The 14,824-nt window shown below is 69.5% G+C and carries 11 protein-coding genes; 10 read left to right on the plus strand and 1 reads right to left on the minus strand.

Annotated features, from left to right (window positions below; genetic code table 11):
• The first annotated feature begins 118 nt into the window (after positions 1 to 118).
• The 5 genes from Psi02_RS20495 (at position 119) to Psi02_RS20515 (ending at position 5,942) form a co-directional block, all read left to right on the plus strand.
• Positions 119 to 2,401 carry a TIM-barrel domain-containing protein gene (locus tag Psi02_RS20495; RefSeq protein WP_203976511.1) on the plus strand — a complete coding sequence of 761 codons (2,283 nt, stop codon included), beginning with the start codon at positions 119 to 121 and terminating at the stop codon, positions 2,399 to 2,401.
• Between the two features lie 23 nt (positions 2,402 to 2,424).
• A complete protein-coding gene (locus tag Psi02_RS20500; RefSeq protein WP_203976513.1) occupies positions 2,425 to 3,735 on the plus strand; it encodes an ABC transporter substrate-binding protein in 1,311 nt (436 codons plus the stop codon).
• 79 nt (positions 3,736 to 3,814) lie between these two features.
• Positions 3,815 to 4,696, plus strand: coding sequence for a carbohydrate ABC transporter permease (locus Psi02_RS20505; RefSeq protein ID WP_203976515.1), 882 nt, complete (start codon positions 3,815 to 3,817; stop codon positions 4,694 to 4,696).
• Positions 4,693 to 5,532: a carbohydrate ABC transporter permease gene (locus Psi02_RS20510; protein WP_239095028.1), complete on the plus strand. Its 840-nt coding sequence runs from the start codon at positions 4,693 to 4,695 to the stop codon at positions 5,530 to 5,532. Before Psi02_RS20505 ends, Psi02_RS20510 begins: the two co-directional genes overlap by 4 nt.
• Before the next feature lie 155 nt (positions 5,533 to 5,687).
• Positions 5,688 to 5,942 carry a metallothionein gene (locus Psi02_RS20515; protein WP_203951699.1) on the plus strand — a complete coding sequence of 85 codons (255 nt, stop codon included), beginning with the start codon at positions 5,688 to 5,690 and terminating at the stop codon, positions 5,940 to 5,942.
• Between the two features lie 8 nt (positions 5,943 to 5,950).
• Here the strand turns inward: Psi02_RS20515 and Psi02_RS20520 are convergent, their stop codons facing one another.
• Complete coding sequence (locus Psi02_RS20520) at positions 5,951 to 6,298, minus strand: hypothetical protein (protein ID WP_203976517.1); 348 nt, start codon at positions 6,296 to 6,298, stop codon at positions 5,951 to 5,953.
• Between the two features lie 160 nt (positions 6,299 to 6,458).
• Between Psi02_RS20520 and sthA the strand changes: the two genes are divergently transcribed.
• The 5 genes from sthA to Psi02_RS20545 all read left to right on the plus strand — a co-directional run bounded on the left by sthA (position 6,459) and on the right by Psi02_RS20545 (position 14,630).
• A complete protein-coding gene (gene sthA / locus Psi02_RS20525) occupies positions 6,459 to 7,862 on the plus strand; it encodes a Si-specific NAD(P)(+) transhydrogenase (protein ID WP_203976519.1) in 1,404 nt (467 codons plus the stop codon).
• A gap of 167 nt (positions 7,863 to 8,029) precedes the next feature.
• A complete protein-coding gene (locus Psi02_RS20530; RefSeq protein WP_203976521.1) occupies positions 8,030 to 9,241 on the plus strand; it encodes an ROK family transcriptional regulator in 1,212 nt (403 codons plus the stop codon).
• 258 nt (positions 9,242 to 9,499) lie between these two features.
• Positions 9,500 to 12,343 (plus strand): glycoside hydrolase family 3 protein, encoded by a 2,844-nt coding sequence (locus tag Psi02_RS20535; RefSeq protein ID WP_203976523.1) that lies wholly within the window; start codon positions 9,500 to 9,502, stop codon positions 12,341 to 12,343.
• Positions 12,340 to 13,350 (plus strand): LacI family DNA-binding transcriptional regulator, encoded by a 1,011-nt coding sequence (locus tag Psi02_RS20540; protein WP_203976525.1) that lies wholly within the window; start codon positions 12,340 to 12,342, stop codon positions 13,348 to 13,350. Before Psi02_RS20535 ends, Psi02_RS20540 begins: the two co-directional genes overlap by 4 nt.
• Positions 13,347 to 14,630, plus strand: a complete 1,284-nt coding sequence (locus tag Psi02_RS20545) for a GH1 family beta-glucosidase (protein ID WP_203976527.1) — start codon at positions 13,347 to 13,349, stop codon at positions 14,628 to 14,630. The genes Psi02_RS20540 and Psi02_RS20545 overlap by 4 nt, the downstream gene beginning before the upstream one ends.
• Positions 14,631 to 14,824: the final 194 nt, after the last annotated feature.

A 14,824-nucleotide genomic window follows, 5' to 3' on the forward strand; every position in this document is an offset into this window, starting at 1 on the left:
GGCGAAAGTTGTACCAAAGCTCCTGTCGCGATGGGGAGTCCCGGTAGGCCGTTGACGTTTGTTCGGATGGACGGCAAACTAACTCCACAGTCTTCACATCGACGATGGAGTGTCGCAAATGCCGTACCGCCCCCCTCTGATCGCGCGCGAGTACTTCGTGGCGGACCCGCCCGAGCTTCCCGTGCGGGAGCCGGGGGAGACGGGCCTGTCGGCGGTGACGCGGGCGGAGGTCGTGTCCTCGGACGGCGACGGCGTCATCCTCAAGGGCGCCACCTCGGCGGACGAGACGCTCGTCGTGCAGGTCACGGTGGCGGGGGAGGGCGTCATCCGGGTCAGGCTCGGCGCCGAGGCCGACGCCCGCAGTCGCGCCGCCCAGGTGATCACCATGGTCACCCCCGGCCGGTACGGCGAAGCGGTCGTGGAGGCGGGGCACAGCCGGGTGATCGTCGACGCGGGCTCGCTCCGGGCGGAGATCAGGCTCGATCCGTGGAACGTGCGCTTCACCGACAGCGCCGGCCGGACCCTGGTCGAGCAGGACCCGGGACGCCCGGACATCAGCGGCAGGCTCCGCACGCTGCCCTTCGGCCGGTCGAGCGTCGAGGGGGTGCCCGTGGCCTATCACGAGACGTTCGCCGCCCCGGCCGACGAGGCGTTCGGCGGCTTCGGCGAGTCGTTCACGCCAGTGAACAAGCGCGGGCAGCGGCCGCTGATGTGGAACTTCGACGCCTTCGGCGCGGAGTCGCAGCGCGCGTACAAGAACGTGCCGTTCTACCTGTCCAGCAGGGGATACGGCCTCCTGGTCGACAGCGGATCACCGGTGGAGTTCGACGTCTGCCAGTCCACGCACAGCGACGTGCAGATCATCGTGCCGGACGACCTGATCGACTACTACGTGATCGCGGGGCCGAGCCCTGCGGACGTGCTCACCCGGTTCGGGCGGCTCACCGGAAAGCCCGAACTGCCGCCGAAGTGGGCGTTCGGCACGTGGATCTCCTCAGGGTTCTTCCGGGACACCCAGGAGCGCGTGCTGGAACGGGCCGGAAAGATCAGAGAAAGGGGAATCCCCTGTGACGTCCTCCACCTCGACACCTACTGGCAGGTCGGCGACCACTGGTCGGACATGCGGTGGGACCCCGAGACCTTCCCCGACCCCGTGGGGATGCTGACCGCCCTGAAGGAGCAGGGCTTCAAGGTCTGCCTCTGGATGAATCCGTATATTTCACATCTCAGCCCGGCCTTTTCGGAAGCGGCCGAGAACGGATACCTCCTCAGGAGGCAGGATGGCGAGGTCTACGTGGCCGACTCCTGGCACGGTTCCCATCCGGCCTGCGGCATCGTCGACTTCACGAACCCCGCGGCCGTCGGCTGGTTCAAGGGACTGCTCCGCGACCGCCTGCACGAGGGCGTCTCGGTCTTCAAGACCGACTTCGCGGAGGGCGTCCCGGCCGACGCGGTGGCCTTCAACGGGATGACGGGCACCGACCTGCACAACGTCTACGCGCTGCTGTTCAACGACGCCGTCTCCGAGGTCACCCGTGAGGTCGCCGGCCACGGCATGGTCTGGGCGCGCTCGTCCTATCTGGGCGGCCAGCGGCACGCCGCGCAGTGGAGCGGCGACGTCGACGCCACCTACCCCGCGATGGGCAGCACGATCAGGGGCGGTCTGTCGCACGGCCTGTCGGGCATCCCGTTCTGGACCCACGACGCGGGCGGTTTCACCGGGACGCCCACGCCCGACCTCTACATCCGCTGGTCGCAGTTCAGCGCTCTGTCCCCGCTCGTCCGCTTCCACGGAACCACCAGCCGGGAGCCGTGGCAGTTCCCCGCACACGCCGAGCGTGGGGCCGTCGAGGCGATCCGGCTGCGCTACCGGCTCATGCCGTACATCTACTCCGCGGCGGTCACGGCGGCCGAGACGGGGGCGCCGATGATGCGGGCGCTCTGCGTCGACCACCCGGACGACCCCGTCGCGTGGCAGGCCGACCTCGAGTACCTCCTCGGGACCGACCTGCTCGTGGCCCCCATGATCTCGGCCGACGGAACCCGGAAGGTCTACCTGCCCGCGGGGGTGTGGGTGGACTGGTGGACCGGGGAGGCGTTCGACGGCGGTCGTCACATCACGGTCTCGCCGCCGCTGGACCAGATCCCCCTGTTCGTACGGCACGGCGCGCTCATCCCGGTGACCGAACCGGGCGACACGGTGGGCGAGGACGCACCGGTCACCCTGGTCGCCTTCGGCGTTCCCGAGAGCGAGAGCCGTACGACCATCAGGGACCCGGCCGGCGACACCGCGGTCACCGCCGTGCGGGACGGCGACCGCCTGGTCGTCACGGTCGACGGTCCCCAGCGGATCTCCGGCGTCGAGTTCACAGGCCCCGGCGTCCCGGTCGTCATCAACTAGCACGAACCCCCTGGAGAATGACCATGCTGAAGATAGGCAGGACGGCCGCGGCGGCTGTGCTGGCCGCCTCCGCGCTGGTGCTCGCCGCGTGCGGCGGGTCGGGCGATCCGGGCGGCGGCTCCTCGTCGGGCCCGCGGACCCTCACGCTCTGGCACTACGAGGGCGCCGACAGCGCCATGGGCAAAGCCTGGGCGCAGGCGATCAAGGAGTTCGAGACGAGCCACCCCGGCGTCACGGTGAAGTTCGAGGAGAAGGGCTTCGAGCAGATCCAGAAGACCGCGGGCATGGTCCTCAACTCCGACGAGGCGCCCGACGTCATGGAGTACAACAAGGGCAACGCGACGGCCGGCCTGCTGTCCAAGCAGGGGCTGCTGACCGACCTGTCCGACGAGGCCGCCAAGCGCGGCTGGGACAAGCTGCTCAGCCCGTCACTCCAGACCACGGCCCGCTACGACGACCGCGGCATCATGGGCTCCGGCAAGTGGTTCGGCATCCCCAACTACGCCGAATACGTGATGGTCTACTACAACAAGGACGCCTTCAAGAAGCAGGGCATCGAGGTGCCCACGACCTTCGACGAGTTCACCGCCGCGCTGGACACGTTCGCCAAGGCCGGCATCACGCCGATCGCCACAGGGGGCGCGGAGTACCCGGCCCAGCAGATCATGTACCTGCTCGCGCTGAGCAAGGCCGATCGCGCCTGGGTCGACGGCTTCCAGCAGTACAAGGGCAAGGTCGACTTCCACGGGCCCGAGTTCACCTACGGCGCGCAGACGTTCGCCGACTGGGTGAAGAAGGGCTACATCAGCAAGGACTCGGCCGGGATCAAGGCCGAGGACATGGGGGTCTCCTTCATCGGCGGCAAGTTCCCGATCATGATCTCCGGCAGCTGGTGGTACGGCAGATTCCAGGAGCAGATCAAGGACTTCGACTGGGGTTCGTTCCTGTGGCCGGGCGGCGCGATGGCGCCCGGGTCGAGCGGCAACCTGTGGGTCGTCCCCGAGAAGGCCAAGAACAAGGACCTCGCCTACGACTTCATCGACATCACGATGAACAAGGACATCCAGAATCTGCTGGGGAACTCGGGCGGCCTGCCCGTCGCCGCCGACCCGGGCGCGATCACCGACCCCAAGAGCAAGGAACTGGTGGAGAACTTCAACAAGCTCTCCTCCCAGGACGGCCTGGCCTTCTACCCCGACTGGCCGGCTCCCGGCTACTACGACGTGCTCGTCGCGGGCGTGCAGGAGCTGATCAACGGCAGCAAGACCCCCGAGCAGGTGCTCGACGAGATCGCCGGGCCGTACGACGACAACCTCGCCGACATCGGGAACTGACCGCCCGACGCGAACGCAAGGCTCCCGGCGGCAGGGGTGACCGGCTCCCGCCGCCGGGCATATTCCGAAAGGTCTGCTCATGGCGCCATCCCCGGTGCGTCCCCGAGGGCGAGGCGGCTACTGGCTCTTCCTGATCCCCGGCTTCGTGCTCTTCACCGTGGTCATCGTCGTGCCGTTCGTCATGAACGTGGCGACGAGCTTCACCCGCTGGTCCGGGGTCGGCACTCCCACCTGGATCGGCTTCGGCAACTACACGAAGCTGTTCGAGGACGAGCGGTTCTGGACGTCGTTCGAGCACAACGCCGCCCTGATCGTCGCCATGGCCGTCGTGCCGACCGTGATCGGGCTCGTGCTCTCCGCGGCCCTGTTCGACTACATCGGCAAGAAGTTCGGCCCGCGTACGGCCTCCGCCCTGCGCGCGGCGTACTACCTGCCACAGGTGCTGCCCGTCGCCGTGGCGGGCGTGGTGTGGAACTGGATGTTGCACCCGTCGTACGGCGCCGTCAACGCGATCTTCGGGACGAAGGTCAACTGGCTGGGAGACCCCGGCCTCGCCCTCGCCACGGTCATGGCGATCATGGTGTGGTTCCAGCTCGGCTACCCGGTCGTCATCTTCATGGCCGGCCTCCAGCGGGCCGACCCCGCGCTGCACGAGGCCGCCGAGATCGACGGCGCCTCGTGGTGGCGCCGGTTCTGGCACATCACGATCCCGCAGATCAGGCCGGAGATCTTCGTCGTGCTTCTCACCTGCACGATCGCCGCCCTGAAGGTGTTCGGGCCGATCTTCGTGCTCACCCGGGGCGGGCCGGGGAACGCGACGATGGTGCCCTCGTACTTCTCGTATCTGAACTTCTTCGAGAAGGCCAACGTCGGGTACGGCTCGGCCATCGCGACCGTCCTCGCCCTGATCATCGTCGTCGTGACCTTTCTCTTCCTGCGCGTCCAGGAGCGTGACTCATGAGTGCGGAACGCCCGGTCCGCGCCCCCGGGAGATGGGCGGTGCTGGCGGCCCTCGCGGTGCTGGCCGTCGTGATGTCGTCCCCGTTCCTGATCGTCACGCTCAACGCGTTCAAGTCGCCCGCGGAGTACTCCTCAGGCGGGCCGCTGAGCCTGCCCAAGGGCCTGTACCTCGACGGGATCATCGACTTCTGGAACCGGGTCGACTTCGGCGAGAAGCTCTGGAACAGCCTCCTCATCAGTGGCGCGGTCGCGATCGGGGCGGTGGTGCTGTCCGTGCTCAACGCGTACGCGCTGGGGATCGGCAGGGTGCGGGGCCGGTTGTGGATCCTGGTGCTGTTCCTGGTCGCCAACACGCTGCCGCAGGAGTCGCTCGTCTACCCGCTGTACTACCTGTCGAAGGAAGTGGGGCTCTACGACTCGAAACTCGCGGTGATCCTGATCTTCACCGTCATCCAGGCGGCGTTCGGGACCTATCTGCTCTCGTCGGTGCTCGGGCAGTTCCCCCGCGAGATCCTCGAAGCGGCCTCGATCGACGGGGCGGGCAAGTGGCGGGCGCTGTCGCGGATCGTCGTCCCGATCAGCCGCCCGACGTTGTCGGTACTGCTGATCTTCTTCTTCATCTGGACGTGGAACGAGTTCTTCCTGCCGCTGATCTTCCTGATCTCCAACGACAACCAGACCGTGCCGGTCGCCCTCGGCGTCCTGCAGGGGGAGAAGATGATGGACGCCACCATGTCGAGCGCCTCGGCGCTGCTCGGCATCGTGCCGGCCGTCGCCTTCTTCCTCATCTTCCAGCGCACGCTGACCAGGGGAGTCACGGTCGGCGCCATCAAGTGAGGATGATTCCGGGCGCCGCGTGCCCCTCGGGCGCGGCGCCCAGGGCCGGTGATGAAAGTCCTGGTCAGTGCGTTGTTATGCGCCGTACATCGCGGTTCGCCGATGTGGCCGGAGGGGTATGCCGGACTCGATATCGGCTAACCCGGGGGTGAACCATGGCGACCTGCGAGGTCTGCGGCAACGATTACGACATGGCTTTCGAGGTGCACGCGCAGGGGGCGGTGCACACCTTTGACAGCTTCGAGTGCGCGATCACCCGGATGGCGCCCGTCTGCGAACACTGCTCGTGCCGCATCGTCGGTCACGGTGTGGCGGTGGACGGGCAGTTCTACTGCTGCGCCCACTGCGCGCGGGAGGCCGGGGCGACGATGGTCGCCGACCGTGAGACGGCTCCCGGCGGGCGGCGGTAGTCCCGGGGTCAGGACTCGAAGGCGATCAGACGGATGATCACATAGCCCTCGCCGTCGGGGACGGGAGGGAACGTGGTGCCGGGCACGGCGTCGAACACGCTCGGACGCTCTGCCCGGGTCACCACGCCGAACATGTCGCCCGGCAGCGTCATGCCGAACACGTGCGCCCGCTTGGCCGCCGCGTAGAAGCTGCCGCCCGCCTCCAGGTCCGCGGCGACCGCCGCCGCGGCCCGGTGGTCGACGAGCCGCAGGTACGCGACACGCGCCTTGTCCGGCTTCGCTGTCTGTGCACTGAGATAGTCCTCGATCTCCCAGATGAGAAGCTCACTGAGATACCGCGAGGTGTCCTTCCACATACCTGGCAGCGTGCCTTGTACCGCTTGCGTATGAGTTGCACTTGAATTGCCGGGGCCGGTGACCGCCCGAAACACGTCGGCGTGAATTCACGCCGAACAATGCGCGAGGTGAAGGGTGGAAGGCCTTTCCGGCGCCGTCTTCGCCACTCACACTAGCCCTGTGACCGATTTTGACGTACTTGTCCTTGGCTCCGGGCCGGGTGGGCAGAAGGCGGCGATCGCCGCGGCGAAGCTGGAACGGCGGGTTGCCATCGTCGAGCGCCGCGACATGATCGGCGGGGTCTGCATCAATACGGGGACCATCCCCTCCAAGACGCTCCGCGAGGCGGTGCTGTATCTGACGGGTCTGACCCAGCGGGACATGTACGGCCAGAGTTACCGGCTGAAGGAGGACATCACCGTCACCGACCTGACCGTGCGGACGCGGCACGTCGTGGGCCGTGAGGTCGACGTGATCCGCAACCAGCTCGCCCGCAACCGCGTGACGGTCCTGACCGGATCCGGTCACTTCGTGGATCCGCACACCGTGGCCGTGGTGGACGAGCGCGGCAACGAGATGAAGGTCACCGCCGACAAGATCATCGTCGCCACCGGCACCAGGCCGGCGCGGCCGGCCAGCGTGCAGTTCGACGATCAGACGATCATCGACTCGGACGGCATCCTGCAGATGGACCGCGTGCCCGACTCCATGGTGGTCGTCGGCGCCGGGGTCATCGGCATCGAGTACGCCTCGATGTTCGCCGCCCTCGGCACGAAGGTCACCGTGGTGGAGCGGCGTGAGCGGATGCTGGACTTCTGCGACCTCGAGGTGGTCGAGGCGCTCAAGTACCACCTGCGCGACCTCGCGGTAACGTTCCGGTTCGGCGAGACGGTCGCGGCGGTCGAGAAGCACCCGCGCGGCGCGCTCACCATCCTGGAGAGCGGCAAGAAGATCCCGGCGTCCACGGTCATGTACTCGGCGGGCCGTCAGGGGATGACCGAGAACCTCGTCCTGCCGGCGGCCGGGCTCGCCGCCGACGATCGCGGCCGGATCACGGTCGACGAGTTCTACCGCACCTCGGTCCCGCACATCTACGCCGTCGGCGACGTCATCGGGTTCCCCTCGCTCGCGGCGACGTCGATGGAGCAGGGCAGGCTGGCGGCCTACCACGCCTGCGACGAGCCCGTGAGCGGGATGAACCAGCTCCAGCCGATCGGGATCTACACCATCCCCGAGATCAGTTTCATCGGGAAGACCGAGGACGAGCTGACCGACTCCCTCATCCCGTTCGAGGTGGGCGTCTCCCGCTATCGCGAACTCGCCCGCGGCCAGATCATCGGCGACACGTACGGCATGCTGAAGCTGCTGGTCTCCCCGGAGGACCGGTCGCTGCTCGGCGTCCACGTGTTCGGCACCGGGGCGACCGAGCTCATCCACATCGGCCAGGCGGTCATGGGCTGCGGGGGCACCATCGACTACCTGGTGGACGCCGTCTTCAACTACCCGACCCTGGCCGAGTCGTACAAGGTGGCCGCGCTCGACGCCGTCAACAAGCTCCGGAGGGTGGCCCGGATCACCGACTGACCAGGGTCCCCGTGCTCCGGCCCGAGACGCGACTCCCCATCCCGCGCTCCCGTTAGTTAGTATTAAGGTTAAACAAAATGGGGAACGCCGTGCCTGTGGAGAGGTAAGGCATGCCGGGCCGCCCGCCCATGCGGCATGATGAGCCGGAGCACGAACGGGGCTGACTTTTGATCACATCGCACAACGGGCCTCAGCCTGCCGACTTCACCGACGTCCGGGCGACCAACCTGGCGGTCGTGTTGCGGTTCGTGCGGGAGAGCGCCCCCTGCTCGCGTGCGGACATCGCCGCGTCGACCGGCCTCAACAAGGCGACGGTGTCCAGCCTGGTGGCCGACCTGATCGACCGCAGGCTGCTGCGCGAGACCGGCCTGACCGAGAACCGGGTCGGCCGCCCGGCCACGATGCTCGTGCTGGACGGCTCGCCGTACGCCGCGATCGGCATCGAGGTCAACGTCGACTACATCACGGCCGTCGCGGTGGATCTCAAGGGCGAGGAACTGCTGAACTGGCGGCGCGCCTTCCCCGGAGGGACGTCGAGCGCCGGCCAGGCGGTCGCCGCGGTGGCCGCCATCGCCAGGCGCGCGGTGAGCCGGATGACGAGGGAGGCCCGGCAGGTGCTCGGCCTCACCGTGGCGGTGCCCGGTCTGGTCGACGTGAACGGCTCGGTCCGCATCGCGCCCAACCTCGGCTGGCACGACGCCGACCTGGGCGGCGATCTCACGAAGGCTCTGCGCGATCCCGGCTTCCCCGTGCTGGTGGACAACGACGCGAACCTCGCGGCCCTGGCCGAGTGCCGGTTCGGCCCGCACGGCGACATCGGGGACCTCGTGTACGTCACCGGAGAGGTCGGGGTCGGCGCCGGCGTCGTCATGGACGGCAGACTGCGGCGCGGAGGCCACGGCTACAGCGGCGAGATCGGCCACATCGAGATCGACCCCGCGGGGCCCGAGTGCCGCTGCGGCCGCCGGGGCTGCCTGGAGGCGGTGGCGGGCGTCGGCGCGATCCTCGCCCACACGGCGCCCGGTGCCCCGCCGGCCGAACTGGAGGCGGAGCTCGACGAGGTCGTCCGGCGGGCCGGGAAGAACGACCCGGAGGTGCTCGCGCTCCTGGAGACCGTCGGCAGGGGACTCGGCAAGGGCGTGGCGATCGTGGCCAACCTGCTCAACCCCGAGGTCGTCGTCCTCGGCGGCTACTACGTCCCGCTCGGGCCGTGGCTGCTCGGGCCCGCACAGGACGAGATGCTCCGTCGTTCGCTCGCCCCCGGCGCGGGCGGCTGCCGGCTGGTCGTCTCCACGCTCGGGCATCGTGCGGCGGCCCTGGGCGCCGCGGCCCGCGTGCTCGACTCGGTCGACTCCGGGCGTCTTCCGCCGCGCCCCTGATCGGGGAAGCCGTGGGCGCCCCGTGATGCGGGTCGTCAAGGCGCGGTCTTGGGTCTTGACCGGAGGCCGATGAACCGGCAGTCTTCCGGATAAGTCCGGAATTAACACAGCGGAAACGTCAGGGAGTCCTTTTCGAAGCGCTTCGATTCCGGCTCGGCGCTTCAGCGAACCGAACACGGCCGGTCGAGAGCACAGGCGCCTCAGGGCGCGTTTTTCCGGCTGGTCGTCGAAGCGCTTCGACAGGAAGGTCGGATCCTGATGAACGAACCGGTCACCGCCTCCGGTCCGGCGGCTGACGATGAGGCGCCCACCCGTGCCGCCCACCCGTTCAGGGACCCCTCGCTGCCCGTCCGGGAGCGGGTGGGCGACCTGCTCGGCCGGCTCACCCTTGAGGAGAAGCTCGGCCTGCTGCACCAGTACCAGGCACCGGTCGACCGGCTCGGCCTGCGGGCGTTCCGCACCGGCACCGAGGCGCTGCACGGCCTGGCACGGCTCGGCCCGGCGACCGTGTTCCCGCAGGCCGTCGGACTGGCGAGCACGTGGAACCCCGACCTGGTCACGCAGGTCGGAGCGGCCGCGGGTGACGAGGTGCTGGCCTTCCACCACAAGGACCCCGGCGGGGCGGGACGCAACGTCTGGGCGCCCGTGGTGAACCCCCTCCGGGATCCGCGCTGGGGCCGCAACGAGGAGGGGTACTCGGAGGATCCCTGGCTCACCGGGGTGATGGGCACGGCCTACGCCCGCGGCCTGCGCGGCGACCACGACGTGCTGAAGACGGCTCCCACGCTCAAGCACTTCCTCGCCTACAACAACGAGACCGGCCGCCACGTGACGTCGAGCAGCGTGCCGCCCCGCGTGCTGCACGAGTACGAGCTCAGGGCCTTCAGGCCCGCGATCGAGTCGGGGGCGGCGGTCGCCGTCATGCCGTCCTACAACCTGGTCAACGGCCGCCCCGCCCACCTGTCGCCGCTCATCGCCGCCGAGGTGCGGACCTGGACGGACGACGACGTGCTGGTCGTCAGCGACGCCCACGCCCCGGCGAACCTCGTGGGCCCGCAGGACTACCACGACGACCTGCCCGAGGCGTACGCGCACGCCGTGAAGGCGGGGCTGGACAGCTTCACCCAGGACGACGCCGACGCGGCGGCGACACTCGGTCACATCAGGACCGCGCTGGACCGCGGGCTGCTGGGCGAAGGTGACATCGACGCCGCGGCGCGGCGCGTGCTCGCCATCCGGGTCCGCCTGGGCGAGTTCGACCCGGCCACGCCGTACGACGGGATCACGCAGGACGTCGTCAACGGTCCCGGGCATCGCGCGCTCGCGCGGGAGGCGGCCCGGCAGTCGATCACGTTGCTGAAGAACGAGGGCATCCTGCCTCTCGCCGCGCGGCAGACGGTCGCCGTGATCGGCCCGCTCTCCGACGTCCTGCTGGAGGACTGGTACAGCGGCACGCTGCCCTACCAGGTCACGGCGCGTACGGCCCTCGGCGGGCGATGCCGGACCGTGCACTGTGAAGGCGTCGACCGGATCGCACTGCGCTCCTCCGGCGGCTACCTCCAGGCGACGGACGACCCGGCCGGCGGCCCGCTGAGCGTCGGCCCGGTCAGGTCGGCGTTCGACGTGTTCGACTGGGGCGGCGGCGCGTACGCCTTTCGGGCGGCGGCGAACGGGCGGCACGTTTCGGCGGGCGACGACGGCGTCCTCGTCAACGACCAGCCGGGACCGAGCGGCTGGGAGGTGCGCCAGACCTTCCGGATGGAGGAACGGCCCGGCGGGATGGTCCTGCGGAACATCTCCACCGGCCACCACGTCGCGGTCTCCGGTGGCGTCGCCGCCCTCGCCGAGGACCCCGAGACGGCGACCGTGTTCGCCGTCGAGCTGATCGAGAGCGGCGCCGTCCGGGCCGCGTCGGCGGCCGCCGCGGCCGACGTGGCGGTGGTCGTCGTCGGCGACCATCCCCTGGTCAACGGCCGCGAGACCGAGGACAGGACCGACCTCCTCCTGCCGCGGCAGCAGGAGTCCCTGGTCAGGGCGGTCCACGCGGCCAACCCCTCGACCGTCCTCGTCGTCTCCAGCGGCTACCCGTTCGCGGTCACCTGGGCCGACGAGCACGTGCCCGCGATCGTCTGGTCGTCGCACGGCGGGCAGGAGTACGGCAACGCTCTGGCCGACGTGCTGTTCGGCGACGAGGATCCGGGCGGCCGGCTCACCCAGACCTGGTACCGGTCGGCCGTCGACCTTCCCGACCTGCTCGACTACGACATCATCGGGACGGACTCCACCTATCTCTACTTCCTGGGCACGCCGCTCTATCCGTTCGGCCACGGTCTCAGCTACGCCCGCTTCGCCTACTCCGACCTGCTCCTGTCCGCCGCCGAGGCCGGGCCGGGCGAGACGCTGACCGTCCGCGTCACCGTCACCAACACGGGCGACCGGGCGGGGGAGGAGGTCGTGCAGGTCTACACCCACCAGCGGCGCTCCCGCGTCAAGCAGCCTGTTCGCCAGTTGCGGGGTTTCCGCAAGGTACGGCTCGGGCCGGGCGAGAGCCGTACGGTCGCGGTGGACGTCCCGGTGGCCGACCTCGCGTTCTGGGACGTGACGCGCGGCCGGTTCGTCGTGGAGGACGCGCCGCACAAGGTGCTGGTGGGCCGCTCGTCGCGAGACGTCGAGCTGAGCGCGTCGTTCACCGTGAAGGGGGAGCGGATCCCCCCGCGCGCGGTGGTCGGCCGCCCGATCGAGGCCGCCGACCACGACGAGTACGACGGGATCGTGTTGTGCGACGCCGCGCCCGAGGCCGGTGACGCCGTCCGGTCCGTTGCGCCGGGCGCCTGGATCGTGTTCCGCGACGCGGATCTCACCGGTGTGCCGTCCGGCTGCGCGCTCGCCGCGGCCGGCGCCCGGGGCGGAATCCTGACGCTGCGCCTCGACGACCCCCTCTCCGGGGACGTGATCGGAACCGTCGCGGTGCCGCCCACTCCGACCAGGCACGACTTCGCCGGGCTCGGCACCCCTCTGGCGGGAGCCGCCGGAGTGCGCGATCTTTATGTCGTGTTCGAGAACGAGGGGCTTGCGGTGAGTGCTCTGGAGTTCCGCCCGTGAGCCCGCCCAGAACGGCGACCATCGCCGACGTCGCCAAGCACGCCGGAGTCGCGGTCAGCACCGTGTCGTACGTGCTGAGCGGCAAGCGGGCCATCTCTGCCGGTACCCGGCAGCGGGTGCTCGACAGCGTCCGGGCGCTCGGCTACCACCCGAACGCGGGCGCCCGCGCCCTCGCCAGCAAGCGGGCCAAGGTGATCGCGCTCGTGCTGCCGCTGCGCGCCGGCATGAACCTGCCGGTGCTGATGCAGTTCGCGACCTCGGTCGTGACCACCGCGCGGCAGTACGACCACGACGTGCTGCTGATGACGGCCGACGAGGGTCCTGACGGGCTGCGCCGGGTGGCGGCGAGCGCGCTGGTGGACGGTCTGCTGCTGATGGACGTGGAGATGCACGATCCGCGGGTGCCGCTGCTCCGCCGGCTCGGCGAGCCGAGTGTGCTCATCGGCTTCCCCGCCGACAGGGAAGGGCTGACCTGCGTCGACCTCGACTTCGCCCGGGCCGGGGCCCTGTGCGCCGACCACCTCGCCGAGCGCGGCCACCGGGAGATCGCCCTGCTCGGCGCCTCGAGCGTGGTCTACGAGCGCGGCACCGGCTTCGCCGAGCGCACACGGGCCGGTTTCGCCGAGGCGGCGCGAAGGCACGGCGTCAGCGCGCTCACCCGGCCCTGTGAGGAGTCCTTCGACGAGGTCTGCTCGGTCGTGCGCGATCTGATCCACGATCATCCCGGTGTGTCCGGCCTGGTGGTGCACAATGAGGCCGCGGTCGGGCACGTGCTCGGCGCGTTGCGCGTCCTCGGCAAGCGGGTGCCCGAGGACGTGTCGGTCGTGGCGATCTGCCCGGACGACGTCGCCGAGCGCGCCAGCCCGGCGCTCACCTCCGTGCTCGTCCCCGCCGAGGACGTCGGCCGGCAGGCCGTCAGACTGCTCATGGCCAAATTGGACGACCACCCCGTACCGCAGTCGACCCTTCTCGAACCCCGCCTGACCATACGTGAGAGCACTAAATGACGACATTTCCTGATGGCTTCCTCTGGGGCGCGGCCACCGCGTCGTACCAGATCGAGGGAGCCGTCCACGCCGACGGCCGCGTCCCCTCGATCTGGGACACCTTCTCCCACACTCCCGGCAAGGTCCACCACGGGCACACCGGCGACGTGGCGTGCGACCACTACCACCGGTACCGCGAAGACGTCCAGACGATGTCGTGGCTCGGCCTGCAGGCGTACCGCTTCTCCGTCGCCTGGCCTCGGCTGGCCGACCTCGGCTTCTACGACCGGCTCGTGGACGCGCTGCTCGACGAGGGCATCGCCCCGGTGGCCACCCTCTACCACTGGGACCTGCCCCAGAGCCTTCAGGACAAGGGCGGCTGGACCGACAGGGACACGGCGTACCGGTTCGCCGACTACGCGACGCGGGTCCACGACCTGCTGGGCGACCGCGTTCGTACGTGGACCACGCTGAACGAACCGTGGGTGTCGGCGTTCGTCGGTTACGGCTCCGGCCGGCACGCGCCGGGCGTGTCCGACCCCGCCACGGCCTTCACCGCCGCGCACCACCTCATGCTGGCGCACGGCCTCGGCGTCCAGGCGCTCCGGGCGGCGGGGGCGGAGTCGATCTCGCTGACGCTGAACCTGACGCCCATCCTCGGCGACCCCGGACCGGCCCGGCTCGTCGACGGCCTCGCGAACCGGATCTTCCTCGATCCCGTGTTGCGCGGCGCGTACCCCGATGACGTCCTCGAGCACCTGTCGCGCTACACCGAGGTGAGCCTGGACGACCTGGCGACCATCGCCGAGCCGATCGACGTGCTCGGGGTGAACTACTACACGGTCAACCGGGTGGTGGCCGACCCGGCGGCGGAGGGCTCCCCGGAGCATCCGGGCACTCAGGGGATCGCGTGGACGCAGCCCCACGGCGCGCTCACCGAGATGGGCTGGGAGGTCATCCCCTCAGGGCTCGAGGACCTGCTCGTACGGCTCTCGCAGGACTACCCGGGGGTCCCGTTGATGATCACGGAGAACGGCGTGGCCGTACCGGACGGAGTGGCGGACCCCGAGCGGATCGCCTACCTCGACGGGCACGTGCGCGCGGTGCACGCCGCCATCGGCAAGGGGGTGGACCTGCGCGGCTACTTCGTGTGGTCCCTGCTCGACAACTTCGAGTGGGCGAGGGGATACGACAAGAGGTTCGGCCTGGTCCGGGTCGACTACGACACCCTGGAACGCACGCCCAGAGACAGCGCCCGCTGGTTCCGCGACGTCATCGCGCGCAACGGCCTGCCGGCCTAGAGGGCCGCGGTCCGGCAGAACATCAGACGGCCACCGCTGTGATCATTCAGGAGGGAACCGAAGATCACGCGGTGGCCGCGGAGCATTCCCATCGGGTTCGGGAGGATCTTGACCATCCAATATATGTCGTGTAATTTAATGACACGACATAGAACTTCTGGCGTCGCCGGGTGCGGCTGAGCCGGCACGACCCG

It is taken from the genome of Planotetraspora silvatica (assembly GCF_016863315.1).
Lineage (GTDB): Bacteria > Actinomycetota > Actinomycetes > Streptosporangiales > Streptosporangiaceae > Planotetraspora > Planotetraspora silvatica.